At 63.3% G+C, this 25,721-nt stretch carries 19 protein-coding genes; 7 read left to right on the top strand and 12 right to left on the bottom strand.

The genetic code is table 11. The annotated features are described in order from the left end of the window. Window positions 1-5: 5 nt before the first annotated feature. Window positions 6-410 carry a Fur family transcriptional regulator gene (locus AC1DVW_RS22000; protein WP_023675234.1) on the bottom strand — a complete coding sequence of 135 codons (405 nt, stop codon included), beginning with the start codon at window positions 408-410 and terminating at the stop codon, window positions 6-8. A gap of 247 nt (window positions 411-657) precedes the next feature. Between AC1DVW_RS22000 and AC1DVW_RS21995 the strand changes: the two genes are divergently transcribed. The 5 genes from AC1DVW_RS21995 to amrB all read left to right on the top strand — a co-directional run bounded on the left by AC1DVW_RS21995 (window position 658) and on the right by amrB (window position 8,780). Further along, window positions 658-2,874, top strand: coding sequence for a caspase family protein (locus AC1DVW_RS21995; protein WP_477325857.1), 2,217 nt, complete (start codon window positions 658-660; stop codon window positions 2,872-2,874). A 103-nt stretch (window positions 2,875-2,977) separates the two neighbouring features. After that, entirely contained in the window at window positions 2,978-3,355 is a 378-nt protein-coding gene (locus AC1DVW_RS21990) for a hypothetical protein (RefSeq protein ID WP_477325855.1), read from the top strand. Further along, entirely contained in the window at window positions 3,352-4,062 is a 711-nt protein-coding gene (locus AC1DVW_RS21985) for a DUF4760 domain-containing protein (RefSeq protein WP_477325853.1), read from the top strand. Before AC1DVW_RS21990 ends, AC1DVW_RS21985 begins: the two co-directional genes overlap by 4 nt. 75 nt (window positions 4,063-4,137) lie before the next feature. Further along, window positions 4,138-7,101 (top strand): caspase family protein, encoded by a 2,964-nt coding sequence (locus AC1DVW_RS21980; protein ID WP_477325851.1) that lies wholly within the window; start codon window positions 4,138-4,140, stop codon window positions 7,099-7,101. After that, on the top strand, window positions 7,098-8,780 hold the full coding sequence (amrB, locus tag AC1DVW_RS21975) for an AmmeMemoRadiSam system protein B (RefSeq protein ID WP_477325849.1): 1,683 nt from the start codon (window positions 7,098-7,100) through the stop codon (window positions 8,778-8,780). The genes AC1DVW_RS21980 and amrB overlap by 4 nt, the downstream gene beginning before the upstream one ends. Window positions 8,781-8,809: 29 nt before the next feature. Here the strand turns inward: amrB and AC1DVW_RS21970 are convergent, their stop codons facing one another. Together AC1DVW_RS21970 and AC1DVW_RS21965 are read right to left on the bottom strand one after the other, a co-directional pair. Beyond that, window positions 8,810-10,615 (bottom strand): MORN repeat-containing protein, encoded by a 1,806-nt coding sequence (locus tag AC1DVW_RS21970; RefSeq protein ID WP_477325847.1) that lies wholly within the window; start codon window positions 10,613-10,615, stop codon window positions 8,810-8,812. A gap of 188 nt (window positions 10,616-10,803) precedes the next feature. Then, complete coding sequence (locus tag AC1DVW_RS21965; protein WP_477325845.1) at window positions 10,804-11,886, bottom strand: trypsin-like serine peptidase; 1,083 nt, start codon at window positions 11,884-11,886, stop codon at window positions 10,804-10,806. Between the two features lie 394 nt (window positions 11,887-12,280). Between AC1DVW_RS21965 and AC1DVW_RS21960 the strand changes: the two genes are divergently transcribed. Continuing rightward, on the top strand, window positions 12,281-13,369 hold the full coding sequence (locus tag AC1DVW_RS21960; protein WP_477325843.1) for a S1 family serine peptidase: 1,089 nt from the start codon (window positions 12,281-12,283) through the stop codon (window positions 13,367-13,369). Between the two features lie 68 nt (window positions 13,370-13,437). Here AC1DVW_RS21960 and mgrA read toward each other — a convergent pair whose 3' ends face one another. The 7 genes from mgrA to AC1DVW_RS21925 all read right to left on the bottom strand — a co-directional run bounded on the left by mgrA (window position 13,438) and on the right by AC1DVW_RS21925 (window position 21,190). Then, on the bottom strand, window positions 13,438-14,484 hold the full coding sequence (gene mgrA / locus AC1DVW_RS21955) for an L-glyceraldehyde 3-phosphate reductase (RefSeq protein ID WP_477325841.1): 1,047 nt from the start codon (window positions 14,482-14,484) through the stop codon (window positions 13,438-13,440). 137 nt (window positions 14,485-14,621) lie between these two features. Then, window positions 14,622-15,764 (bottom strand): Gfo/Idh/MocA family protein, encoded by a 1,143-nt coding sequence (locus AC1DVW_RS21950; RefSeq protein ID WP_477325839.1) that lies wholly within the window; start codon window positions 15,762-15,764, stop codon window positions 14,622-14,624. 11 nt (window positions 15,765-15,775) lie between these two features. Beyond that, a complete protein-coding gene (locus AC1DVW_RS21945; protein ID WP_477325836.1) occupies window positions 15,776-16,522 on the bottom strand; it encodes a sugar phosphate isomerase/epimerase family protein in 747 nt (248 codons plus the stop codon). 37 nt (window positions 16,523-16,559) lie between these two features. Further along, window positions 16,560-17,657, bottom strand: a complete 1,098-nt coding sequence (locus AC1DVW_RS21940) for an ABC transporter ATP-binding protein (RefSeq protein WP_477325834.1) — start codon at window positions 17,655-17,657, stop codon at window positions 16,560-16,562. A 5-nt stretch (window positions 17,658-17,662) separates the two neighbouring features. Continuing rightward, a complete protein-coding gene (locus tag AC1DVW_RS21935) occupies window positions 17,663-18,598 on the bottom strand; it encodes a carbohydrate ABC transporter permease (RefSeq protein ID WP_477325832.1) in 936 nt (311 codons plus the stop codon). Beyond that, entirely contained in the window at window positions 18,595-19,485 is an 891-nt protein-coding gene (locus AC1DVW_RS21930; protein ID WP_477325830.1) for a carbohydrate ABC transporter permease, read from the bottom strand. The genes AC1DVW_RS21935 and AC1DVW_RS21930 overlap by 4 nt, the downstream gene beginning before the upstream one ends. Before the next feature lie 178 nt (window positions 19,486-19,663). Beyond that, window positions 19,664-21,190 (bottom strand): ABC transporter substrate-binding protein, encoded by a 1,527-nt coding sequence (locus AC1DVW_RS21925; protein ID WP_477325828.1) that lies wholly within the window; start codon window positions 21,188-21,190, stop codon window positions 19,664-19,666. A gap of 139 nt (window positions 21,191-21,329) precedes the next feature. Between AC1DVW_RS21925 and AC1DVW_RS21920 the strand changes: the two genes are divergently transcribed. Beyond that, window positions 21,330-22,382: a LacI family transcriptional regulator gene (locus AC1DVW_RS21920; protein WP_477248689.1), complete on the top strand. Its 1,053-nt coding sequence runs from the start codon at window positions 21,330-21,332 to the stop codon at window positions 22,380-22,382. Between the two features lie 10 nt (window positions 22,383-22,392). Here the strand turns inward: AC1DVW_RS21920 and gndA are convergent, their stop codons facing one another. Further along, on the bottom strand, window positions 22,393-23,820 hold the full coding sequence (gene gndA / locus AC1DVW_RS21915) for an NADP-dependent phosphogluconate dehydrogenase (protein ID WP_477325826.1): 1,428 nt from the start codon (window positions 23,818-23,820) through the stop codon (window positions 22,393-22,395). 235 nt (window positions 23,821-24,055) lie between these two features. Further along, window positions 24,056-25,693 carry a copper resistance CopC/CopD family protein gene (locus tag AC1DVW_RS21910; RefSeq protein ID WP_477325824.1) on the bottom strand — a complete coding sequence of 546 codons (1,638 nt, stop codon included), beginning with the start codon at window positions 25,691-25,693 and terminating at the stop codon, window positions 24,056-24,058. Window positions 25,694-25,721 lie beyond the last annotated feature (28 nt).

Here is a 25,721-nt window from a genome sequence, read left to right as displayed (position 1 = left end):
CCAGTTCAGGCGGCCTCGGCCAGGCACTTCGCACAGGTGCCGCGGAACTCGATCACCGCCTTCTTGGCGGCAAAGCCGGTGGACCGTACCCATTCGTCCAGCCGGTGGCCGACATCATGGTCGGAGAATTCCGTCACCTGCCCGCATGTGTCGCAAATGGCGAAGGCGGTCATCGAATGGCTGTGGTCGTGCGGCTCGGCGCAGGCGACGAAGGAGTTGAGGCTTTCAAGCCTGTGCACAAAGCCGGACTTCACCAGCGTGTCGAGCGCGCGGTAGACTTGCAGCGGCGCGCGAAAGCCGCGCTCGCGCAGTTGGTCGAGCAATGTATAGGCGCTGAGCGGCCCGCTGGCAGCCTCGAGCTTCTCGAGCACGCACAGTTGGTTCTTCGTCAGCACATCCCTAGCGGCCATGATCCTGTTTCCAACCCGTCTGCGCCGTTGGTAGCCTATTTCTGTATGCGAATGGTTCCTGTGCCATTCAGATAGCGACGAACCGTCATTTTTGCTACTGTTTCTGGCTGACAAAGACGATATCGGCGTCTTCTCGGCTGGAAAGTCGGATTACGAGACGGTTCGCCGCACAACATTCAAAATGCTGACAAAATCCTCGACGAGGGTCGCGGCGCTTGGAAATTCGATCGGGCTTGGGGAAGCAATGATGATCAAATTGACACGACGGACGCTGCTTGTCGGCGCGTCCGCGCTGACGGTTGCCGGCACGCTATCGTTCCGGGCCTTGGCCGCCTCGCGCACCTACCACGCGCTTCTCGTCGCTTGCACCGACTACCCGAACCTGCCGCAGAAGAACTGGCTGATCGGGCCCAAGAACGATGCCGGTCTGGTGCGCGACTATCTCTTGAAGAATACGCCCGGCGGAGTGAAATTTGCCGCGGAAAACGTCACGCTGCTCGCGAAGGATGTCGAAGGCGCCAACGGCCTGCCGACGCACGCGGCGATCAAGGCCGCACTTGCCGATCTCGCCGCCAAGGTCCAACGCGACGATTTCGTCTATCTGCATTTGTCCGGTCACGGCGCTCAACAGCCGCAAGCCAAGGCGGGCGACGAGACCGACGGTCTCGACGAGATTTTCCTGCCCGTCGACATCGACAAATGGGTCAAGCGCGAAGAGGGCGTGCCGAATGCGCTGGTCGACAACGAGGTTGGCGCCGCACTCGACGCCATCCGCGACAAGGGCGCCTTCGTCTGGGTCGTGTTCGACTGCTGCCACTCCGGGACGGCGACGCGCGCCGCCGAAGTCGACGACGAGATGGAGCGCAAGGTCGAGTTCGCCGATCTGGTCGGTGGCGACGCGGCGGCGAAGGCCGCTGCCGTCAAGAGCTATGACGACATAGCCGCCGGCGCATCGCGCGGCTTCGACGAGAACGGCGGCCGCAAGCCTGCCTTCAACCTGACCCCAACCGGCGGCGAGCCGATCACCAAGGGCAAGCTGGTCGCCTTCTATGCCGCGCAGACGGTCGAAACGACGCCTGAGATGCCGTTGCCCAAGGGCACTGCCGATGCGCCGCGCTTCGGCCTGTTCACCTTCACCATCCTGTCGAAACTGGCCGAGAACCCTGATGTCACCTACCGCCAGCTCGGCCAGGCCGTGCTGCAGCAATATTCGGCCGACAGCCGCACGCGGCCGACGCCGCTGTTCGAAGGCGAACTCGACGCACGCGTCTTCGGCACCGACAAGACCGATGCGGTCATGCAATGGCCTGTTGTGATCAAGGATGACGAGGCGACGATCGGCGCCGGGCTGCTGCATCGCCTCACCCCGGGCAGCAAGCTCGCCATCCTGCCCTCAGCGCTGTCGCAGCTCTCCGAAGCGCTCGGCTATCTGGAAGTCGAGTCGGCGAAAAACCTGGAAAGCCGCGTCAAGCCGGTCGAGTTCGACAACAAGCCGGCGCTGAAGCTGGCGGACATTCCCGCCAACGCCTATGCACGGCTGGCCGAACTCGCCGTCGACTACAAGCTCGTGGTGGCACGGCCGGCAGCGACCGACGGTCTCGACAAGGAAACCGCCCTCGTCAATGCGGTTCTCGACGAACTGGCCGCCAAGGAGAACTCAGGCTTCCACATCGCGCTGGTCGAGCCCGGCAAGAGCGCCGACCTGCGGCTCGCAGTGCTGCGCGAAAATGCCATTGCCGGCGCCGCCAAGGATGCCACCGACAAGCCGGCGCTGTGGTTCCTGACCGCCTCGGGCGACGTGTCGCTGAAGGACGGCAGCAAGCCGCCGCTGATCATCATTCATCCCGATGACCGCGACAAGCTGGTCGACGCGACCGCCAGGAACCTGACGACGATCTTCCGCGCCACCGGCCTGTCAAGGCTCGCCGCCGCATCCGACTATCGGCCGGAAGAGGTCAGCGTCGAATTCCAGATCAAACGCAAGGACAGCGACGCACTGGAGCCGCTGCAGGCTTCGACCGTGCCGCGCGTGTCCCCCGGCGACCAGGTGCATGTCCTGGTTCGCAACGAATCGGACGCCTATGTCGACATCAATGTGCTCTATGTCGGCAGCGACTATTCGATCACCCATATCGTCGCCGAACGGCTGGCCCCTGCCAACGGATCGCCCGACGCCGGCTTGAAGGAAGGCCTGCTCGCCTTCACCGACACCAGCTTCGGCATGGAGCGGATGATCGCCGTGCTGACCGAGGCGCCGCCGCAGAGCGAGAAGGAAGATCTGAGCTTCCTGGGGCAGGACGGCGTACCCTCGGCGACACGCGCGGTCGGCGGGCAAGGCTTCTCCGCCATGCTGACCGACATCGGCATGGCGCCGGCGACGCGCTCGGTGATGAAGCTTGCCGACAAGAGCGGTCCGAAGGGCGCGGTGATGATCTTCCCGATGGAGACGGTGCCGCGCAGCTGAGCTGAGCCAGACTGGCATTGCCGTGACGGCCCTTGCGCGGGCATGATATGTGAACATTCGCGGCCCTGGCGACGGGGGCCGGATGAAACAGACGAGGACATTCGTGACTATCTCAGTGTTTTCCTGGCGCGCAACAGCCATCGGCCTCATGGCCGGGCTGTCGGTCGCCAATGCTTCGGCGGATGAGGCCTGCGGCCTGTGCGCCAAGCAGATCATCACCAATTCCGAGCTGGCGAGCTGCTTTCTCGACCAGTACGACCAGATCGCCAAAACCGGCAACGGCGCCGTCGTGGTCGATTTGAGCAACTGCGCCTCGCGCGGCGTGGTCGAGCCCTTGCCATCACCGAACAAGGCGCCTGCGGAACCGGACGTGCAGTTCATGATTTCACGCACGCAGCTCGATTGCCTGAAGAAGAAACTCGAGGCGCCCGGCGTCGTGCTGGACCCGACCGCCACCATCGAACTGGACAGCTGCGGATGAAAAAGCCGGGGGGCAACGCAACTCAACAGGCGCTGGCGGCGCAAGCGCCTGCACCGAACAAGAAGCCGGAGACCTTACCGGAAACCACCGAAGGCTTTCCGTGGCCGAGCGCCCACGAGATCAAGAAGGAGACCAACCCCTTCACCGATCGCGACTGGCGCATGCTCGTCTATGCCTGGGCGGGGTTGGCCGTGCGTCTGGCGATCATCTTCACCCTGGCCTTTTCGGTCTATCAGTTTCTCGCCAACCAGGACCAGAAGCGCGTCGAGCAGACGATGTCGCTGGTCGAGCTTTGGGAAAGCAAAGACTTCCATGAGGCGCAACGGGCGCTCAAGGAGCGGCTGGCGGCGCTCAATGCCAAATACGACAATCTGCTCAGCGCCAACCCGACGCCGACCGAGGAGCAGGTGTTCAGGCAGCGCATCGGCATCGAGGCGATGTCGGAAACTGGCGGCACCATGCCGCTTGCCGATTTCAGCGATAATTTTGATCGCGTCGTCTATTTCCTCAATCGCCTCTCCATCTGCGTTGATGGCAAATTGTGCTCCCGCGAAGTGGCCGACGCCTATTTCCGCGACTATGCGGTTTCCTTCTGGAGCTATTTTGCCGGCTATATCGATAAGGAGCGCAAGGCCGGTTCTTCCAACTTTGCCTCGGCGATCGAGACCTATGTGCACGAAGGGCCGCCTCCGGCTCAGTCCAAATAGCGGCCGCACATCATGCCGGGCCGCTCACCCCTTACGCGCGCTTTCCGGTGGCTGATCGTAGCCGGCGCCTTTGTGATGGCGTCAGCCGTACACGCCGAAGACGCGCCGGATTTCCACCTCGACCTCAACACCGGCGGCCACAGCGCGCAGGTCAACGACCTTGCCTTTACGCCGGACGGCCAGGAACTGGTCTCCGCATCGAACGACAAGACCATCCGCATCTGGGACTGGCAAAGCGGGGTGAGCCTGCGCACCATTCGCGGCTATCTCGGGCAAGGCAGTGACGGCAAGATCTTTGCGGTCGCGGTGTCGCCGGACGGCAAGACGATCGCCGCCGGCGGCTATTTCGGCGCCAGCCTCGGCGACAAGCCGCCCTATGGCGATATCAGGCTGTTCGATTTCGCCACCGGCAAGATCAAGGCGGTGCTGAAGGCTGCCGACTATGCGATCTATGACCTTACCTTCTCAGCCGATGGAAGGACCCTGGCAGCCGGCGGCGCCGACGGCTTCGTCTATCTGTGGCGGCCGGATGAGGCATCAGCGACCGGCTGGACACTGGGCAGCAAACTCGACGCCGATTCCTGGCATATCGACAAGCTCGCCTTCGCCGCCTCGGGAACTCGTCTGGCAGCGACAACCACCGACAACGGCATCCGGCTCTGGGATGTCGCCAAGGGCGAGGAGATCGCTCTGCCCGCCGAGGCCGAGGCGTTGCGGGACGTCAGCGTCGCCGCGCTCGCCGTGTCGCAGGACGGCAGCCTGTTTGCCACTGGCGACAAGGACGGGCTGGTGCAGCTCTGGCGCGCCGCGGACGGCAGGCTCGTTCGCGCCATGCCGAAGCAGGATTTCTTCATCGGTTCGCTGACCTTTGCTTCGGGGGCGCGGCTGGTCGCGTCCTGCGGCTATCGTTGTGCCGACAAGCATCGCTCCATCGTCTGGAACACCGACAGCGGCGCGGTCGAGCGCGACTACGGCGGCCATGACGGCACCGTCTTTGCCAGCGCCGCCAATGCCGACGGCTCGCTGGTGGCGACCGCCGGCGGCACCCGCAACGCCATCCAGGTCTGGGACCCCGCCACCGGCGAGCGCAAGGCGCTGCTGCAGGGCGCCGGCGAACCGGTGACCGCGGTCGGCATCGACGCGGCGAACGGCGTCGTCGCCTGGGGCAATGCCAATCCCTGCCCTGAACGCGTCTCCTGTCCGGAACGGCAAGGCGGGCTCGACAAGATGCTGGCATTGCCGACGGCGGAGCGTTTCTTCGACAACCCGCAGCCGGCGGCCGAACAGGGCGCCTATGCGCGGGCGGCTCTGGATGACGGCCAATGGTCGCTTCGTACCGCACCGGGCGGCAAGGACGCACTCGAAAACGCCGTGCTGGAAATCGTCAATGGCGGCAAGGTGGTGCGCAGCATCGAAAACGACGCTACCAACGGCTTCGTCCATTCGGCCTACACGCTGATCGACAATGGGCTTGGCCTGATCACCGGCGGCAATGACGGAACGCTGCTTGAATACAGAACCCCGACCGCCAAGATCTCCGGCGAATTCACCGGCCATACCGGCGAGATCAACGCCATGGCCGTCTCGGAGGACGCCGGCCTGCTGGTCACCGGCAGCGCCGACCAGACCTTGCGGCTGTGGAACCTGAAGACGCACAGGCTGATCGTGTCGATGTTCTTTGCCGGCTCAGAGTGGATCGCCTGGATGCCGCAGGGTTATTACTATTCGTCGGACGAGGGTGACAAGCTTGTGGGATGGCAGGTCAATCAGGGCCGCGACCATGAAGGCCGCTTCATCAGTGCCGGTCAATTGAAGAAATATCTGTGGAGCCCGGAAATGGTGCGCCGCGCGATCATCCTGCGCAGCGCCGAACAGGCGGCCGAGGAGATGCGGCCGGGCGTCGATCACGAGCTGCAGAAGCTGCTGCAGCGCAAGCCGCCGGAATTTGGCCTCAAGCTCGCCGCCGATCAGAGCAACGTCCGCGACGGCTATGTCGCTGTCGAGATCACCGGCGCCAGTGAAGCCGGCGCAAATGTCGCCGGTTTCTCGATCCTGTCGAACAGCCGCAATGTTGGCGACGTCACCGCGCGTTCGGTCGACGGCGGCAAAAACACCATCATCGAAGTGCCGGTCGAGAACGGCGAAAACACCATCCGCATCACCGGCACCAACGAATTCGGCTACCTCACGGAGCGCAGCGTGACGGCGCTGGCCAAGAAGACCGAGAAGATTGCCAACAAGGGCAAGCTCTATGTGGCCGTGATCGGCGTCGACAAATATCCTTTCCTCACCGAGGCCTGTGCCGGCCACGCATGCGATCTGCGCTACCCCGTCGACGACGCGACGGAATTCCTCAACGTGATCGCGCAGAAATCGGCGCCTTTGTTTTCGTCGATGGAGACGCTGGTGCTGGTCAACCGCGAAGCCCTGGACGAGACGCCCGACGGCGGCACGGATGTGTTCAGGGTCGCAAGCGCCGACAGCGTCCTGGAGCCCGACGCGGACACGATCGACGACCAGCTCGCCGATTTCCTCGACAAGCCAGGCGAGAACGACACCACCATCATCTTCGTCGCCGGCCACGGCATCAACATCGACGAGGACTACTATTTCATCCCGACCGACGGCCGCAAACAGGACGCCGAGCGCTGGAAGCGGTCTTCGCTGGTCGACTGGTCGAACATCCAGAAGTCGGTCGAGCGGGCTAAGGGCATGCGCTTCATGCTGCTCGACACCTGCCATGCCGCCAATGCCTTCAACCCGCGCCTGGAAAAGGACGCGCAGGATGCACGCATCGTCGTTTTCTCGGCCACGGCCGCCAACAACACCGCCGCCGAACTGCCCGAGCTCGGCCACGGCGTCTTCACCTATTCGGTCCTCGAAGGCCTGCGCGGCAAAGCCAAAACCTCCGATGGCGGCGTGACTTTGTTCGGCCTCGCCGACTACATCTCGCGCGAGGTGGTGCGACTGACCGCCTCGCGGCAGAAGCCGTTCTATTATGTCGGCGGTGTGGAGAACATCATCCTGGCCGAGCCATGACGGTTCGCCTGGCGCTGGCCATCCTGTCCCTGACTACGCTTGGAGCGGCCTTGGCCGCACCAGTCGCCTGCCCGCCAGGCAACGAAAACTTTTCCCGCTTCTACGACGACCCCACACTCTTCAACGACGCCATCGCCAAGGTCGCCGATGTCGAACCCTCCAACCAACGGCTGACCGGCATCACCGTGCCGCATCACCTTTTGACGGCCGATCTCGTGGCCCTCGGATTCCAGGCGGCGTCCGGCTTCCGCTACAAGCGCATCGTTATTCTGTCGCCCGACCATTTCCACAAGACGCAAAAACTCTTCGCCACCACGACGCGCGGCTTCGACACCGTGCTTGGCGAGGTCACCACCGATGCCGATGCAGCGCGTCGGCTGGAGACCAATAGCGACATGGTGGAGGACTCCTGCCTGTTCGCCCAGGAGCACGGCGTGCTGGCCATGCTGCCCTTCCTGCGTCACTATTTTCCTGAAGCCGAGATCGTGCCCGTGGCAATGTCGGTCAAGGCGCACCGCGGTGACTGGGATCGGCTGGCGGAAGCCCTGAAGGCGATCGTCGATGACGACACGCTGATCGTCGAATCGACCGACTTCTCCCATTATTTGCCGCAGCACGACGCCCGCCGCTTCGACCAGCAGACGCTGAACATCCTGGCCGCCGGCTCGCTCGACGGCATCGCGGCCCTGCGCCAGCCGGATCACGCCGATTCGGTCGGTGCGCTCTATATCCAGACCAAGCTGCAGCGGACGCTGTTCGGCGCCGGGCCGCTGGTCATCGCCAATGAGAATTCGCAAGCGCACACGAGCGACTATGTCGAGCGAACCACCAGCTATGTCGTGGCGCTGTTCGGCGCCTTCGGCCCCGGTTTCAACAACCCGGCCCGGGCGAAAGACAAGATCTTTTACTTTGCCGGCGACGTGAATTTCGGCCGCGCCATGCGCAAGATCTTGGTCCGCGACGGCGTCACTGAGCGGATCGTTGACAACGTCCTGGCATTGACCAGGTCGCGGCCGCTCATCGTCAACCTCGAAGGCGTCGTGCTGCCCAATGTGCCGGAGGCCATCGACGACATGACGCTGGCGATGCCCGAGGGGCTGGCTGTCGACATGTTGAAGAAACTGCATGTCGCCGCTGTCGGCCTCGCCAACAACCACGCCTTCGATCTCGGGCCATCGGGTTATGCCGAGACGCTGCACGCGCTCGATGCGGCGGGCATTGCACATTTCGGCCAGGGCGAGACGCTGGCGCTTGCCGATCTCGATCTCGTTGGGCTGACCGATATAGACACCAACGGCTCGAAGAACACCAACCTTTTGACGCCCACTCTGCTCGACCGGCTGCTGCACGAGAATGCCGAGCGGCCGGTGATCGCGTTCGTGCATTGGGGCCGCGAATACAAGACCGAGCCGTCGGCGCGCGAAGACATGCTGGCCGACCAGATGCGGCTGCGCGGTGTCTCGGCCATCATCGGCGGCCATCCGCATGTGTCGAGCGAAGCGATCCTGCCGCTCGGTGGCGGCGATGTGGCGGAGGTCTACTCGCTCGGCAATTTCCTGTTCGACCAGAGCGCCGAACGCTCGTCAGGCTCGATGCTGGAAGTGCGCGTTTTCGACCAGGGCACGATCTTTGCCCGGCTCATTCCGCTGCCCAACTATTTCGAGATGGGGCGCAAATAGGCGCCTTTCCGAAAGTCCGCGCGAATCGCTCAACCACATCCCGCCATCTCGCGTGGCAGATAGCAGGCCGCCGGTTCGGTCTTGGTCAGGAACAGCGCCTCCTTCGGCCGGAAATAGAAGAAGGTGACCGGCTTGCTTTCGCGGATGCTGCCGTCGGCGAAGTGGGCGGCGATGCTGAAGCGATGGATCGACGACATCGACGACCACATCTTCAGCCGCGCCGTATAGGCGCTGAGGTTCTTGTTGCCGCGCACCGGCATGGGGATGGTGTAGTCGCGCTTGCCGATCGGGAATTCGATGTTCTGATAGCGCATCGCTTCCGGCGTACCGCCGCCGCCGTCGCCGCATTCGGCCAACGATTCCGGAATCTCGAACACGACCAGGGTCATCGATACGCGAAACGGCTCACTCTGTTGCGTGACGTTGCCCTGATCGTCCGACCAGGAGTAGTCGAACTTGCCGATGGCGTTGACCGTCATTGCCTGGTTGCGGTTGCCGAGATAGTCGGCGACCTCACCGAACTTGATCTTGTTGGTGAGCTGGCTGCGGCAGACGTTGAGGGCATCGGCCGACTGGCAGGAGAAGCGTCCGGTTTCGAGGCTCGCCGTATCCACCCCCGCCTCGGCGAGCACGTTCTTGATCGACACATCGGCGCCCTCGCCGACAGTGCCGATATCCTTGGTGAACGTGCGGCTGGGCTCGCCGGTCGGGTTGTCCTCCTCATCAACAGTGGTGAACTGCAGCGACATCTTCATGTCCTTGGCTTCGCCCCAGCCATTGTTGAGGATCGAGAAATCCGGCCGGAAGCCGACACAGCCGAAATGCTCGACCAGCGACAGCATCGGCTTGCGATAGGCGTCGCTGGCGGCGACCTTCATTTCCAGACTGGCGAGCTTGACCTTCGACCGGTCGGTCGTCTTGAGATCGACCTCGGCAAAGGCCGGCGCATTCTCCCAGTCCATGCCCTCGTAGACATTGCTGGTGGTGATCTGGCCGGTGCCGTTCCAGCCGTTGTTGTATTCGTCCGAGCTCGGGTAGATCGCGATGTCCTCGTCGCGCACCAGATGCTGGTACTGCATGTCCGACTGCTGGGTCATGCGCTGGTCGACGGCAACGCCGATCTCGACCTTGTCGGCATCGCCGCCGCCGGCTTGCGCCTTGAGCAGTCCGCCCACCCCGGCGTCGGCCAGCACATCGGGACGCGAGCCGCCGATCTCCTTGCCCATTACCCACTGCGACTCATAGACAGTGCCGCCCGGCAGACGGGTTCGACCCTTGCCATTCTTCAGGCCGTCGGCAAATGAACCGGCAAAGATTTCGCCGGTCTTCGACAGCAAACGTCCCGCGCCATTCGGCACGCCGGCGACGAAATCGCCCTCATAGCGATTGCCGTCGGCATCGACATGGATGCCGCGGCCATCGAGTTCACCGGCAACCCAATGACCCTCGAGAATTTCGCCCGAGCGGAGCTCAAATCGGCCTTGCCCATCGGGCCGGCCGTTTTTGATGTCGCCGAAGTAGCTGGAGTAGACGGTCCTGGGGTCGTAGCTCGCCGAGCCGCGCACCCGCCAGACCAGCCTGCCCTTGCCGTTGACGGTGCCGTCGGCGGCGATCGTCCGGTCGGGCGACTGGCCGGCCGCCGGCTCCCAGACGAAGTCGAGATCCAGCTCCGGATGGAAGTCCCACACGCGCACTGTTTTGCGCAGCACCGAACGCGTCTCGCTCTGGTAGAGGATCTGCACCCGCTCGGCCCAGGCGCCAGCCTGCGGCGTACCGCCTTGGTTGGCCAAAGCTGGAAAACATGTCAGCGCAGCCAGCATCGATGCGGCCGCCATCGCCCTGATCGCTGAGATCGTCCCTGCCCGCACCATGACCCCCAACCCCTTGGAGCGTTGAGCGTAAGCGCCGATGCAAGCCGGCGCAAGGGAGCCGCGCCGGTACAAGAAACCGGCGGCGGGAACGTCCCGTCGCCGGTTTTCTGGATTGATGGTTTCTCGCCTTTAGGCGCGAACACCCGTCAGGTTTATTTGTACAGGCTGTTGATCCACTGCACATTGACGGCGCTGAGGCGCACGGCAGTGTTGGCATCCGGGCTTTCAGCCACGTTCACACCGGTGATAACGCGCTGCTTGGCGCCGTTGTCATAGGCATAGACCGAGCTGCCGCTCGATCCCGGATAGGTATCGCAGTCGTACTGGAAATACTCCGGGCCGATGTTTTCGGCATGCACTTCGCAAGTCGCCTTCCACATCGTGCCCATCGGCTTGTCGCCGGGATAGCCGACGATGTTGGCGGTGAAGTCGCCAAGATCGTCATAGTTGGCATAGCCGAGCCAGCCGAGATTGGTACCGACATCCTGCTTCAGCGTGACGATGCCGAGATCCCACGGGATAACCGAACCGTAGTAACCCTGGTAGTTGTCGATGAAGCCCTGGACGATGTAGGCGCTTTCATAGGTGAAGGCGCCGAACGGTGCGTCGTCGGCGGTGCTGCCATTGAGAGCCGGCACGAACAGGAGGTCGTCGAGCCAGGCTTTGTCTTCGTGGCTGTACAGGCAGTGCGCCGCAGTGAGCACCGTACGCGGGCCGATCAGCGTCGCCGAGCAGCTGCCATAGCTGCCGCTCTTCGATTTGCCTTCGAGATACCCGATCGCGGTGAACGGGTAGGTCTTGGTGTTCTTGATCTGCTCGCGGTCGTCCGTTCCGAAGACCTGACGGCCGGCTTCTTCACCGCCGGTCAGCCCGGAATTGTCCGACTTCTTTCCATCGGCCGGCGCATTCAGTTCCTTGATGACAAGGTCCCTCAGCGTCTCGCTGGCGTCGACCTTGATGTCCTTGCCATCGGCGGAATGTCCGACGATGCCGTAGGATTTGACTGCCGTTGCCTCGTCGGTCAGCGGCGCTGCACGGCTGGCTTCGTCTTCCGTCAGTTTCGGCGGCGCGATCGGCTTCGCCCGGCCAGGCTGGTAGTCGCCCGTCCCGACATCGCGCATGCTTTCGCCGTTGCCGGCATTCGCGGAGCCAGGATCGGAGGCGAAGGCGGGCAGCGCCCACATTGCAGTGGAAAGCAATGCGGATACTAGGATGGTGTTTGTCAGTTTTGTCATGGTGAGACTCTCCCAAAAGTCAGCAAGGAGTGGATCAAAATAGAGAAATATTGTCGAGATCGTGGTGGCGCCGAAAAATGATATTGGTTAATCGCAACTGTACCGGATTGTTGCTCAGAGCCGCCGGTTCAAGGCCCCCGCCAAAAACCGCCGCGACGGCATATTGCCTAAAATAATCCAACATTGGCAATGACAAATCACTTCCACGTAGCCCGTGGGGGGCTATAGGGTTTTGAGCGGGTTCTGCTCGCGGGCACGATTAGCAAAAGTGGCAGTCGGTTTTATGACCGTTCGCGCACCGATCTGTTTTGGTGCATGGTTCGGCCGCCGGTCCACCTCAGCCGATCATGTGCCGGGCTGGCTTGTTCGGGAACGTTCGTCTCAGGAGGTCCAGGTGAAAATAGTCCATCGGTCCAGGCCGATCGCAGCAGCAATGTTGCTTGGCGTCGCGGCCATCTTTCCGGTCGTCAACGCAACCCGTGCGGCCGACGACGCCGTCAGGCCGGAAGCGGCGGTCTCGCCGATGAAACGCGTGGCGGACGCCAGGGCAAAGGCCCTGGCTGAGAACCCCGACGCCGCCGACCGCGTCTACGGCGGCAATCAGGCCGAGAAAGGCGCCTATCCGTTCCAGGTGGCGCTGCTGACCACCGACAGGCTGGACCCGAGCCCCGCCTCGCAGCCGAACGCGCAATTCTGCGGCGGCAGCCTGATCGCGCCGCAATGGGTCCTGACGGCGGCGCACTGCCTCAACGACAAGGGCCAGCCGATCTCCCCGGACGTCGTCACCGTGCTGACCGGCGCCACCGATCTGACCGAGGGCAAGCGCTACAAGGTGGTGCAGGTCATCGTCAACGAGGGCTATAGCGAGCAGACGCTGGACAACGATCTTGGCCTGCTGCGGCTGGCCGAACCGGCCGACGCGCCGACCATCAAGGTCACCCATGACGCCACGCCCGACACCGGCAAGACGACGGTCATCGGCTGGGGCAAGATGCAGGACGGAACGTTCCCCACGGCACTGATGGTGGCCGATCTCGACCTCGAGCCGAATGCCGTCTGCAACAGCGGCATCAAGGACATCTATGCGCGTGACTTGAAGGCGGCACTCGACGATCTCTCCCATCGCATGCGCTATTCGGAAAAGGGCGTCGACGCCGCCGCCAACGCCATTGCTGCCGACATGTCCGATCCGTTGACCAACAACATGATCTGCGCCGGCACAGCCAGCGGCGAGCGTGACGCCTGCAACGGTGACAGCGGCGGGCCGCTGTTCGTCACCGGCGCCGGCGGCCCGGTCCAGGTCGGCATCGTCAGTTGGGGTGAGGGTCCGTCCGACGGCACCGCTGCCTGCGGCCACAAGAACGCCTACGGCATCTACACGCGGCTGGCCAACTACACCGGCTGGATCGAGGAAAAAATGAAGACGCCGGCTCCGCCACCCGCAGCGCCCAAGCCCGGCCTCGGCACCGCCAAGAAGCCCTGAGAACCAGGCTTGAAACACAGACGGCGGGAAAACCCCGCCGTCGCATTGATCGATAATTTGCCGGCGGATTACTTCCTCGGCGGACCTTTGCGCTCCGCCGAAGCCGCCCACAGATTGATGTCGGACTCGCGCGCGTAAGTGTCGATCTCGGCGAGCTCGGCATCGCTGAAGTCGGGCGCCTTCAGCGCCCCGACACAATCCTCGACCTGTTCCGGCCGGCTGGCGCCGATCAGCGCCGAGGTCACCCGGCCCTTGCGCAGCACCCAGGCCAGCGCCATCTGCGCCAGCGTCTGGCCGCGCTTGCCGGCAATCGCGTTCAGCGCCTGGATGTTGGCGATGGTCTTGTCGTTGATGAAGGCGGGACGCAACGACTTGCCCTGTGAGGCGCGGCTACCTTCAGGGATGCCGCCGAGATATTTGTCGGTCAGCATGCCTTGCGCCAGCGGCGAGAACACGATCGAGCCGACGCCCAGCCCTTCCAGCGTGTCGAGCAGACCGTCTTCCTCGACCCAGCGGTTGAGCATCGAATAGCTTGGCTGATGGATGACGCAAGGCGTGCCGAGCTGCTTCAATATGTCGGCGGCCTCACGCGTGCGCTGCGAATTGTAGGACGAGATGCCGGCATAGAGCGCCTTGCCCGAGCGCACGGCATGGTCGAGCGCGCCCATCGTTTCTTCCAGCGGCGTGTCGGGATCAAAACGGTGCGAATAGAAGATATCGACATAGTCGAGGCCCATCCGCTTCAGGCTCTGGTCGAGGCTGGCCAGCACATATTTGCGGCTGCCCCATTCTCCATAAGGTCCGGCCCACATTTCGTAGCCGGCCTTGGTCGAGATGATCAGCTCGTCGCGGTAACCGGCAAAGTCCGTGCGCAGGATCTCGCCGAACGCCGTCTCCGACGAGCCGGGCGGCGGACCGTAATTGTTGGCGAGATCGAAGTGGGTGATGCCGAGATCAAAAGCCTTGCGTGCGATCGCCTGCTTGGTCTTGTGCGGCGTGTCATCGCCGAAATTGTGCCAAAGCCCGAGCGAGATGGCCGGCAGCTTCAGGCCGGATCGCCCACAGCGATGATAGATCATTTTTTCGTAACGGTTTTCGGCGGGGATATAGGGCATGGGGTTCCTCTAAATCGAAACGGGCCGACAACTGCCACCGCGACGCCGCGGCGAGTCGACCCTGCCCCTCACCCTTTACCCTCTCCCCGTCAGAACGGGGAGAGGGTCTCGTCAAAAATTATCGATAATCGCCACGGCTACTTTTTCTTCGCCAGCAGCCCTTCAGCATCCTTGACGCCAAGGGCGGTCGGCCGCTCGCAGGTGGTCTGCATGGCTACGAACTTGCCCGTCTCGCCTGAGCGCAACAGGCCGGTCATCACCTCAACGGCATGCAGCGCCAGCTCCATCGAGCAGCGATGCGGCCGGCCCTCGGCGATCGCCTGCGCCATATCGGCGAGACCGGCGGTGCGGTAGTTGGCCATCATGCCTTGTCCATGCATCTCATTGGGCACACCAAACGGATGCTTCCATTTCGGCAGTTTCTTGACCGGCTTGGCAGCCTCGGTGAAGCGCACGTCGCCGCCGAAAAAATTCGGATCGGGAACGAACACGGTGCCCGCCTCGCCATAGAGCTCCATTGGCGCGTGGCCATGGGCCCAGACGTCCCAGCTGGCATTGAGCGTCACCACGGCGCCGTTCTCGAACTCCATGACGCCGTGGATGGTGGTCGGTGTGTCCACCGGGATTTTTTCACCCGCGCGCGGTTTGGACGAGATCGTCCGTTCCTTCGCCGGGATCGAAGCGAAGGCCGCGACCTGCTTCACCGGTCCGATCAGCTGGATCAGATTGGTGATGTAGTAGGGTCCGACATCGAGCACCGGCCCGGCCCCCGGCTGGAAGAAGAAATCCGGATTGGGGTGCCAGTGTTCCATGCCATGGCTCATCACGTAGCAGGTGCCGCTGGTGATCTTGCCGAGCTTGCCGGTGTCGATCAGGTCGCGGACCAGCTGATGCGCGCCGCCGAGGAAAGTGTCGGGGGCCGAGCCGACGCGCAGCCCCTTTTTTTCCGCCCGCGCCTTCAGGTCGAGCCCTTCCTTGACCGACAGCACGAACGGCTTTTCCGAATAGACGTGCTTGCCGGCGTCGAGGATCTGCTTCGACACCTCGTAGTGCACCGCCGGAATGGTCAGGTTGACGATGATGTCGATATCGTCGGCCTTGAGCAGTCCTTCGACGGTCTCGGCGCGCAGCTTGAATTCCTTCGCCCGTGCCTTCGCCGCATCCAGGTTGATGTCGGCGCAGGCGCGCATCTCAATGCCGCGAAACAGCGGCGCCAGCGAGAAATACGCCTTCGAGATGTTGCCGCAGCCGATGACGCCTATACCAAGTTTCTTTGCCATGCTGATTGCTCCTAGTAGGTCTTGGCGGCAGCGATCGAACGGCGGGCGAAACGCTCGATGTCGTTGGGATTGTCCTGTTCCATGACGTAGTATCTGGCGGTGCTGTTGGCGCGCAGCGCCTTGATCAGGCCGGCCCAGTCGATCGTGCCATGGCCGACATCCGACCAGCCGTCTTCATCCAGGCCCTCGCCGGGCTTGGCCATATCCTTGACGTGGACGGCGCTGATGCGCTTGCCGTGCTTTTCGATCCAGGGCAGCGGATCGACGCCACCGCGCACCACCCAGGCGACGTCCATCTCCCAGCCGATATCGGGCGCAGACGACAGGATGTGGTCCTGCGGCACCGAGCCGTCGGCGAGTTTCTTGAACTCGAAATCATGGTTATGCCAGGCAAAGCCGTAGCCAGCCTTTTTTGCGGTTTCACCCACCTTGGCCAGACGCTCGCCAAAGCCGCGCCAGCCGGCGGCATCGGCCGGCCGCTGCTCAGCCAGCAGATAGGGACAGATGAGCAAGGTGACGCCGAGCGCGTCGGCAATCTTGCGCACGCCGTCAAAGTCCTTTTCGAGCGCATCGATCGAAAAATGCCCGGTCGGCATGGCGAGCCCGTTCTTGTCGAGTTCGGCGCGGAACGCCTTCGGGTCGTCATAGACGCCGCCGAAGCCCTCGACCTGGCTGTAGCCGAGTTCGCCCAGCGTCTTGAGCACGCCTTCCCAGGGCTGGAAATTGCGGGCGCTGTAAAGTTGGAATGACCAGTTCATCGTCTCTGTCCGTTTCTTGGGGGATGGGTCTTGGGTGTTAAATGCGGTTGCCTGTTGCGGCGTCGAACAGCGAGGCGCGGGCCGGATCGAAACCGAACCGGATCGGGTCGCCGTTGCGGAGCGTCCTTTCCGCATCGACGCGGAAGGACAAATTGTGGCCGCCGAGCTTGGTCCATACCAGGGTGTCCGAGCCCATCGGCTCGACGATCTCGACGGCTCCGTCGGCGCTGAAAGGCATCGACCGTGCAGCCTCGCCAAAGGCAATGTGTTCGGGCCGGATCCCAAGCACGCACGCACCTGCGGGACGGTCCGTGCTGTCGAAGACATAGCGGTCGAGCGGCACCGAGACACCATCGGTCCTGAACACTGCGCCAGCGCCTGCCTCCACCTCGCCCTCGAGAAAATTCATCGCCGGCGAGCCGAGAAAGCCGGCGACAAAACGGTTGACCGGACGGTTGTAGATCGTCTGCGGCGCATCGAGCTGCTGGATGACGCCGCCACGCATGACCGCGATACGGTCGGCCAGCGTCATTGCCTCGATCTGGTCATGGGTGACGTAAATCATGGTGTTCTGCAGCTTGCGGTGCAGCAGCTTTATTTCGACGCGCAGTTCGGCGCGCAGCTTGGCGTCGAGGTTGGACAGCGGCTCGTCGAACAGGAAGACGTCGACATCGCGCACCAGCGCCCGCCCGATCGCCACGCGCTGGCGCTGGCCGCCCGAAAGCGCTGCCGGCTTGCGCTGCAGCAGCGGCTCGATCTGCAGGATTTCGGCGGCCCGCGCGATGCGCTTGGCAATCTCGTCCTTGGACGTGCCGGCGACGCGCAGCCCGAAGGACAGGTTCCTCTCCACCGTCATCTGCGGATAGAGCGCATAGGACTGGAACACCATGCCGATGCCACGGTCCTTGGGCTCTTCCCAGGTGACGTTCTTGCCCTTGATAAAGATGCGGCCTTCCGAAATGTCGAGCAGGCCGGCAATGCAGTTGAGCAAGGTCGACTTGCCGCAGCCCGACGGACCGAGCAGCACGACGAATTCGCCTTCGGCGACATCGAGATTGAGCGCCTGCAGCACCGTAACCGAGCCGAAATTCAGCGACAGATCCTGGATCGAAACGCTGGTACCGTTCTGCGCCATGTCAACTAGCCTTTCACCGCGCCAGCGGCGATGCCGCGCACGAACCATCGTCCGGAGACAAAATAGATGATCAGGGGCACCGCCGCCGTCAGGATGGTCGCCGCCATGTTGACATTGTACTCCCGCACGCCGGTGGTGGTGTTGACGATGTTGTTGAGCTGCACCGTCATTGGCCAGTTGGACCGCCCGGCGAACACGACGCCGAACAGGAAGTCGTTCCAGATGCCGGTCACTTGCAGGATGACGGCGACGACAGTGATCGGCACCGACATCGGCAGCATGATGTAGAAAAAGATCCGCCAGAACCCCGCTCCGTCGACGCGCGCCGCCTTGAACAGCTCGACCGGTATTGCCGCGTAGAAATTGCGGAACAGCAGCGTCAGGATGGGCATTCCGAAGATCGTGTGCACGATGATGATGCCGGGAAGCGAAGCGAACAGCCCGACCGAGCTCAGTCCGATGATCAACGGATAGATCACCACCTGATAGGGCACGAATGCGCCAAACACGAGCAACCCGAAGAGAAAGTTGGCGCCCTTGTATGGCCAGAAGGTCAGCGCGTAACCGTTGATCGACGCGCAAATGATGGAGATGGCCACGCTGGGCAGGGTGATCTTCACCGAATTGTAAAAGCCGGGGCTGAGGCCGTTGCAGTCGCGACCGGTGCAGGCATGCAGCCAGGCGTCGGCCCAGGGCTGAAAGGTCGGCTCGCCAGGAAGGTTGAAAAGGTGTCCGAGCCTGATCTCCGGCATCCCCTTCAGCGAGGTGACGATCATGATGTAGACCGGGATCAGGAAGAAGAGAGCCGCAACGACCAGGAAGACATAGAGGCCGATGCGGCCGGCCGATATCCGTCGCGGTTTCGGCCCGACAGGCCCCACGCCAGCCTGATCCGGCGCTTCCCGGGCAGGCTGAATTGCAGTGATCTGGCCGGCGGTCATGTGATCGCTTCCCGATTTCGCCGCCACAGCAGAATTCCGCCGAAGGCCAGCACGACCAGGACCGGCAGCAACATCATCGTTGCCGCGGCCATGCCCTGGCCGACGTTCTGGCGCACTGTGATGAGCTGGATGACGTAGACTGCCGGCATCGACGTGGCGATGCCGGGACCGCCGCCGGTCATGGCGATCACTAGGTCGTAGACGCGCACCACGCTTACGCATTGGAGAACGAAGGCGGTGGCGAAGGCGCCCTTCATCATCGGTGCCACGATGGAAAGGTGCGTGCGCCACGTCGGGATGCCGTCGACCCTCGCCGCTTTCCAGATCTCCTCGTCAACGCCGCGCAGGCCGGCAAGCAGGATCGCCATCGTCACGCCCGAGCCCTGCCAGATGCCGGCCACGACCAGCGCATATATGGCGGTCGAGGCATCGACCAGCGGCGCGAAGCTGAAGCTCGACCAGCCTAGATTGCGCAGCGCCGCCTGCAGGCCGAGATTGGGGTCGAGCACCCATTGCCACACCAGCCCGGTGACGATCAGCGACATGGCGAAAGGATAAAGGAAGATCGAGCGGAACAGGTCTTCCTGACGGATGCGCTGGTCCATAAAAACGGCGAGCAGGTAGCCGAACACCATGTTGCAGGTGATGGACATCAGGCCGAAGAACCAGATGTTGTTGACCGAGACGAGCCAGCGGCTGTCGGCCCAAAGGCGCCGGTACTGCGCCAGACCGACGAAATCATAGGTGGGGAAGAGCTTCGAGCTGGTGAAAGACCATAGCACCGAGAAGCCGATGCCGATCACGAACACGCCGACGGCAACGAGGATCATCGGTATCGTCCCGATGACGGCAGGCAGGTGAAATCTGTGCCTCCAGCTCTTCTGCATCGTCCGTCTTTCTCCGCTTCCACCGACGCGAAAGTCAGCGTTATCCGAACCACCGGCTCCGGACCGCCGCAGCTTCCCGTCCTGAGATTGTCAGCCCGTCGCCGAAGGAAGGCTTCTTCGGGTCGGGGGCGCGACCGAGGCGCCGCAAAGGCGGCGCCTCGGGATATTGATCGGGCTCCTAGTCGGAACTGCCGATGATAGTAGCGAACTTCGCAGTGGCGTCTTCAGCCGTCATGGTGTCATCCGCGAAGTACTGCGCGACGAGCTCATTGATCTGCTGATTGGTGTTCTCGGTGATGAACCGGTTCGTCGCCGTGACGATGTTGGCCGGGTCTTCCACCGCTTTCAGCGACTTCTGCATGCACGGATCGGCCGTCGACATGTCGACATCGGCCCGCACGGGCATGGAGCCCTTGGCGTTGTTGAAGGCGACCTGAACTTCCGGGCTGATGAGGAGTGCTGCAAGACGCTTCTGCGCTGCCTCGACATCCGCATTGCCCTGCTTGAAGAACAGGATGATGTCGCCGTCGGTGCTGACCACCGGCTTGGCCTCGTTCAGGCCGATCATGCAGCCGAAATCCTTGACCCCGGTCATGCCGGCGGCCGCGAACTCACCGCGCGCCCAGTCACCCATCACCTGAAGTCCGGCCTTGCCGGTGATGACCAGATTGGTGGTGTCGTTCCAGTTGCGGTTGGCATAGCCGTTGTCGGTGAACTGCTTCAACGCCCTCAACTGCGTGAAGACGCCCTTCATCTCGGGTCCGCCGGCAATCTCGGCGCTCTTCTTGGTATACATCTCGTCACGCTTGGCGACACCGAGAGCCTCGGTAACCATGTCCTGGAAGAGCAACTGGATCTGCCAGCCGTTTCCGTCGCCACCGATGGCGAAGGGAATGAAGCCCGCCTCCTTGATCTTCGGCGCGGCCGCGATGAAATCGGCCATGCTCTTCGGCTCTGGCACGCCCGCTTTCTCGAACACCGGCTTGGAGTACCAGGCCCAGTAGTTCGAATGAATGTTGACCGGAACGCACCACCAGTGGCCGTCGACGAGGCAGGCGCTGCCGATCGCCTTCGGGCGAATGATATCAGCCCACTTTCCGGCGGTGGCGACGTCCGTGAGGTCGAGCAGCTTCCCGCCCGAAATCAGTTCCTCGTACTGCCGACCGGGATTGAACTGCGCGGCACCGGGCGGATCGTTGCCGAGCACGCGCTGCATGACGGTCGAGCGGGCGGTTTCGCCCAGAGCGATGGCGCTGTCCACCCAATGGTCGCCCTTGCCGTCATTGTCGAAGGCTTTTGCGAACTGCGAGACCGCCGCCGACTCGCCCTTCGACGTCCACCAGTGAATCACTTCCAGATCGGTCGCGGCCGCCGGACCGGCAAACTGCAGCGCGACCGTCGCTGCCAGCGCAGCAGTCATAAGTTGATATCGCATTTCGGTTCCTCCCAGAATCTGAAACGTTACAGATTTTCGATACGGCAATTGCGCCGGGTGTGCAACCCCTCGGACAAAGGCAGTTTGATATTTTTTCGAGTCGCGAACAAATTCGCTCGACCTCGCTGAGCCTTGTTGCATCGCAATATGCGCAACTGCACTGCAAAAAACCCATGCTGCAACGCATGAAAGTTGACAAAAGGCCGGTAGAGACGTCGCTTCCTCAGCTTTTTGGCGGTTTTTCCACAGCGCCTTCGAGGCCTCTGACATCGCTTTGGAGCAACGATAGTGGCAACCTGTAACGTTTCAGTATATTGAGGCTCCCATCGGGCGGAGAGGGGTAATGCGCCGCGATGCCGGTGATTGCCGGCATCCCCGGCGACTGCTATGCGCCTGACGGGGCGGGATGATGGACAGGGATCAGACAGGCAAGGACGACGAGGCGTCGGCGCAAGAGCGGCCGACGTTGAAGACGCTCGCCTTCATGACCGGGCTGGGCGTCACAACAGTGTCGCGCGCGCTCAAGGACGCACCCGAGATCGGCGCCGAGACCAGGCGGCGCGTCCAGCTCGTCGCCAGGCAGATCGGCTACCGACCGAACCGTGCCGGTGTGCGCCTGCGGACCGGCAAGACCAATGTCATCAGTCTCGTGCTCAACACCGAGCGGGAGATCATGAGCTTTGTCTCCGATATCATCTATGGCGTCTCGGAAGTCATCGCCGACACGCCCTACCACCTGATCGTCACGCCCTATTCGCGCTCGCAGGATCCGCTGGATCCCATACGCTACCTGGTGGAAACCGGTTCCGCCGACGGCATCATCATTTCGCGCACGCAGCCGAACGATCCGAGAGCCCGCTACCTGCTGGAACGCGGCGTTCCCTTCGCCACGCATGGCCGCACCGACATGGGGTTGAACCACCCCTATCACGACTTCGACAATTACGCTTTCGCGGCCGAGGCGGTGCGCCATCTCGCGGGCATCGGCCGCCGCAGGCTGGCTTTGCTGGCACCGCCGGTTGGGCTGACCTACCACGGTCATACGCTGAACGGCTTTACCGATGCGCTGAGCGAGGTCGGCGCCAGCGAAATCGCCTTCAACACCGTTTCAATCGACCATTCGATCGAGCAGATCAGAATGAGGACCGCCCAAATCATGCGTCGCGATATCAGACCGGACGGTTTCGTCAGCAGCGCTGCCGCCGCGACGCTGGCCATCGTCGCCGGCATCGAGGATGCCGGCCTCAAGCTCGGCCGCGACGTCGACGTGGTGTCCAAGCAGTCGTCGGACCTGCTGCACCTGTTCCGCCCGGAATTGCTGGTCGTCAACGAGAACTTTCGCCTGGCCGGTGCCGAACTCGCCCGCTCCGTGCTGGGCTGGATCGGCGGTGCAGAACCTGGCGCCTTGCAAAGCCTGAGCGTGCCGAGCGAGGTTCTGGCCTCCAGCCGTTCCGTCGATTAGGAGGCGCTCGTCAGCCGGCAGCTCCACTTCCCCACGGCCCATGGAACGCGCCCGAGCCGTCGATGCGCTCAAAACCATGCGCGCCGAAGAAATCGCGCTGCGCCTGGATCAGGTTTGAGGTGCCGCGGCCCTGGCGGTAGCTGTCGAAATAGGCGAGCGCCGAAGACAGCGCCGGCACTGGCGCGCCAGCCTCGGACGCCCTTGCCACGATACGACGCAGCGACGGGTGCGCCTCCTGCATCAACGAGATAAAGGCCGGCGCCATCAAAAGATTGGTGGCTGCGCCGCCGGTGCTGAAGGCGTCCGCCATGGTGTCCAGCATTTGCGAGCGGATGATGCAGCCGGCGCGCCAGATCTTGGCGATGGTCGGCATCGGCAGGTTCCAGTTGAATTCCTTCGACGCGCCGCTCATCACAGCGAAGCCTTGCGCATAGGCGGCGATCTTGCCGGCAAACAGCGCCAGCTCGAGATCCTTGAGCAGCGCTGCCTTGTCTCCGGAGATCTTCGTCACGCCGCTGCTGCCATAGGCTTTTTCGGCGGCCAGCCGTTCGTCCTTGATCGACGACAGCACGCGCGCCGCCACAGCAGCCTCTATCGCTGTCGCAGGAATGCCAAGTTGCTGCGCCTCGATGACCGACCATTTGCCGGTGCCCTTCTGGCCGGCGCGGTCGACGATGATGTCGACCACCGGCTTGCCGGTCTTCGCATCGTCGGCGGCCAGCACCTTGGCGGTGATCTCGATCAGGTAGGAGTTGAGCCGGCCCTTGTTCCAATCGGAAAACACGGTGCCGATTTCCTTCGGCCCCATGCCGAGCCCGTCGCGCAGGATGCCGTAGATCTCGGCAATCATCTGCATGTCGGCATATTCGATACCATTGTGGATGGTTTTCACAAAATGCCCGGCGCCGTCAGTGCCGAGCCAGGCAGCACAGGGCTCGTCCTTGAATTTTGCCGAGATCGCAGTCAGGACGCTTTCAACGCGCTTCCAGGAGTCTTCGGTGCCGCCGACCATGATCGACGGCCCGTGGCGCGCACCTTCCTCGCCGCCGGACACGCCCATGCCGATGAAGGTGAGGCCGGAGCCGGACAGTTCGGAAAAACGCCGCATCGTGTCGCGGAAATTGGCGTTGCCGGCGTCGATGACGATGTCATTGGCCGACAGCACGCCGCGCAAAGCCGCGATCTGCTCGTCGACCGGCTTGCCGGCCAGCACCATGATGATGATCGGCCGCGGCGGCCGGATGGCGGCGGCGAGTTCCTCCAGGCTGTAGCAAGGCACAACCATGTTCTTCAGCGCGCCGGCATTCTCGACAAAGGCGTCGGTGCGCGCCCTGGTGCGGTTGAAGACGGCGATGCGGTGCCCGTGCTCGGCAATGTTGAGCGCCAGGTTGGAGCCCATCGTGCCAAGGCCGATCAGGCCGATTTCGGCTTTTTCCATCGTTTCTTCCCTGTTTTCGGATTTTGTTGAGGCCGCGTTTTGCCGGGATGATTGACGGGCCTTTCGCGCCGCGTCAACCGCCTCGCCGAATTGTGTTGCGGCCACGGCGTGTGGGATTCAGGTCAGGCCGAGCCGAGAATGGTGGTCTTCGAGAACCGGAGCGGAGCGTACTTTTGGGTACGCGAGCACCGGAAGCGCAGAAGACTGCCGTTCGCAGGCCGGCATCGCCTGAATATCACTCGGCGCGGATGTCGATCGGCGCCTCGATCTTCACCATGTCGAAGTCCGAGACGAGGATATCGAGCCGTGCCGTCCAGCGGCCGGGAAGCGGAATGACGAGATTGTCGACCCGCCAGGTGCCGTCGCCGGGTTTGGTCGCCGCGCGCTTCAGCGGCTCGATGCCAGAATCGGGCTTTGACAGCACCAAAGTCACCTGCTTGGCGTCGAGCGGGCCGAAATCGCCGGTCATGATGACGATCGAAGCGGTGACCGGCCCGGTATGGCCGGGGGTGATATCGAGGTCGGCCATCGCCTGCAGCGTATGGATGTGGATCGACGCTGGCTGTGCCGCGGCGATTGCCAGCGCGCGCGGCGGCGGCGTGAAGCGCCAGCCGGCGGCAACGCCGAAGATGGCCAGCACGATCAGCACCTCGATGCAGATCGAACGGACCAGCCTTCGCTGGACTTCCGTCTCCCCCGCTTCGGCCGGTGCGGTAAGCCGCCAGCGGTTGACGGCGGCGAGCGTGAACAGAAAAAGCAGCAGCGCCAGCTTGATCAGCAGCAACTCCCCATAGGCGGTATCGACCAACGCCGCTGGCGTCTGCACCTGGATGACGGCCAGCACGGTGCCGGCTGCCGCAAGCACCGCCACGACATAGGGAATCGCGCGCGAGAACCGGCGCAGGAATGGCCCGGCCGCGGCCGGCTGCTGCCGCAAGGCAAGACCGAGCGGCAGCAGCGCTCCGGCCCAGAAAGCGATGCCGGCGCCGTGCAGAAACACCATCGGCCTGGTCAGCCATTGCGGCTCGGCGGCACTGGCATGCCCGCTGGCGGCAAGGGCGGCACCGACACAGGCCAGTCCGGCAAGGGCAAACAGTTTTGCATCGGCGCGCGGCACGACCAGCGACAGCAGGCCGAGCCCGAGCGCCATCAATCCGATCAGCACCGTCCAGCCAAAACTGGTGGCGAGCGCCGTCTGCCAGATGATCGGCTGCGCCAACCGGGCGAGCGGTGCGCCGAGCGCGTCGAGCCCCTGCAAGCCAAGCGACAGCGGCGCTGCGACAAGCCCGCACAGCATTGCGGCGATGACAAAACGCTGCCCGGAACGCCCGCTCTGCGCCAGCCAGGCCAGCGCAAAGGCGCCACCAACGCCGAGGAACAGACCTATGTAGAGAAAAACCTTGCCGATCCAGATTGCCGCCCTCAGCCCCCAGTCGATGGGCTCGGCGACAGCCGGCGCTTCGCTGGGTGCGCCGAGGGAAAACAGCAGCGAGCCGCCGACCGGATGGCCGTCGGCGGAAATCACCCGCCAGCTCAGCACATGCGTGCCGGACTTCAGCACCTGCGGATTGTCGATGGCGACGGTCTGGTCGCTGAGGCGGAAGGTTGTCAGCGGAACCGCTGTGCCGTCAGGCCGGATCAAGGTCAGCACCAGCGGCGACACCGGTTCGCTGAAGGTCAGCGAGAACTGCGTTGGGCTCTGGGCCAGCACCGCGCCGTCGGCTGGCTCGGCCTTGATCAGTGCCGCATGGGCAAAAGCACGATCCGGCAAAGCAATGGCGGCCAACAGCACGAGCGCCGCGAGCAAGCCAAAGGCAAGCCGCGCCGTTTTGCCGGCCGTGCGGGCCGTTCGCAGGAAAGATGCCGTCCGCATACTACCTTCACAAAAACAGCGGCGCGCT

The organism is Mesorhizobium sp. P3_B5, assembly GCF_056402815.1.
This window is presented reverse-complemented; position numbering and strand designations above follow the sequence as displayed.

Excerpts from the sequence above, each read along its gene's own strand:
- AC1DVW_RS21920 (WP_477248689.1), top strand. The coding sequence starts at position 21,330 with ATGGACAGGGATCAGACAGGCAAGGACGACGAGGCGTCGGCGCAAGAG.
- AC1DVW_RS22000 (WP_023675234.1), bottom strand. The coding sequence starts at position 410 with ATGGCCGCTAGGGATGTGCTGACGAAGAACCAACTGTGCGTGCTCGAG.
- AC1DVW_RS21995 (WP_477325857.1), top strand. The coding sequence starts at position 658 with ATGATCAAATTGACACGACGGACGCTGCTTGTCGGCGCGTCCGCGCTG.
- AC1DVW_RS21925 (WP_477325828.1), bottom strand. The coding sequence starts at position 21,190 with ATGTCAGAGGCCTCGAAGGCGCTGTGGAAAAACCGCCAAAAAGCTGAG.
- AC1DVW_RS21940 (WP_477325834.1), bottom strand. The coding sequence starts at position 17,657 with ATGGCGCAGAACGGTACCAGCGTTTCGATCCAGGATCTGTCGCTGAAT.
- AC1DVW_RS21930 (WP_477325830.1), bottom strand. The coding sequence starts at position 19,485 with ATGCAGAAGAGCTGGAGGCACAGATTTCACCTGCCTGCCGTCATCGGG.
- AC1DVW_RS21985 (WP_477325853.1), top strand. The coding sequence starts at position 3,352 with ATGAAAAAGCCGGGGGGCAACGCAACTCAACAGGCGCTGGCGGCGCAA.
- AC1DVW_RS21980 (WP_477325851.1), top strand. The coding sequence starts at position 4,138 with ATGGCGTCAGCCGTACACGCCGAAGACGCGCCGGATTTCCACCTCGAC.
- mgrA (WP_477325841.1), bottom strand. The coding sequence starts at position 14,484 with ATGCCCTATATCCCCGCCGAAAACCGTTACGAAAAAATGATCTATCAT.
- AC1DVW_RS21910 (WP_477325824.1), bottom strand. The coding sequence starts at position 25,693 with ATGCGGACGGCATCTTTCCTGCGAACGGCCCGCACGGCCGGCAAAACG.
- amrB (WP_477325849.1), top strand. The coding sequence starts at position 7,098 with ATGACGGTTCGCCTGGCGCTGGCCATCCTGTCCCTGACTACGCTTGGA.
- AC1DVW_RS21965 (WP_477325845.1), bottom strand. The coding sequence starts at position 11,886 with ATGACAAAACTGACAAACACCATCCTAGTATCCGCATTGCTTTCCACT.
- AC1DVW_RS21970 (WP_477325847.1), bottom strand. The coding sequence starts at position 10,615 with ATGGCGGCCGCATCGATGCTGGCTGCGCTGACATGTTTTCCAGCTTTG.
- gndA (WP_477325826.1), bottom strand. The coding sequence starts at position 23,820 with ATGGAAAAAGCCGAAATCGGCCTGATCGGCCTTGGCACGATGGGCTCC.
- AC1DVW_RS21945 (WP_477325836.1), bottom strand. The coding sequence starts at position 16,522 with ATGAACTGGTCATTCCAACTTTACAGCGCCCGCAATTTCCAGCCCTGG.
- AC1DVW_RS21935 (WP_477325832.1), bottom strand. The coding sequence starts at position 18,598 with ATGACCGCCGGCCAGATCACTGCAATTCAGCCTGCCCGGGAAGCGCCG.
- AC1DVW_RS21950 (WP_477325839.1), bottom strand. The coding sequence starts at position 15,764 with ATGGCAAAGAAACTTGGTATAGGCGTCATCGGCTGCGGCAACATCTCG.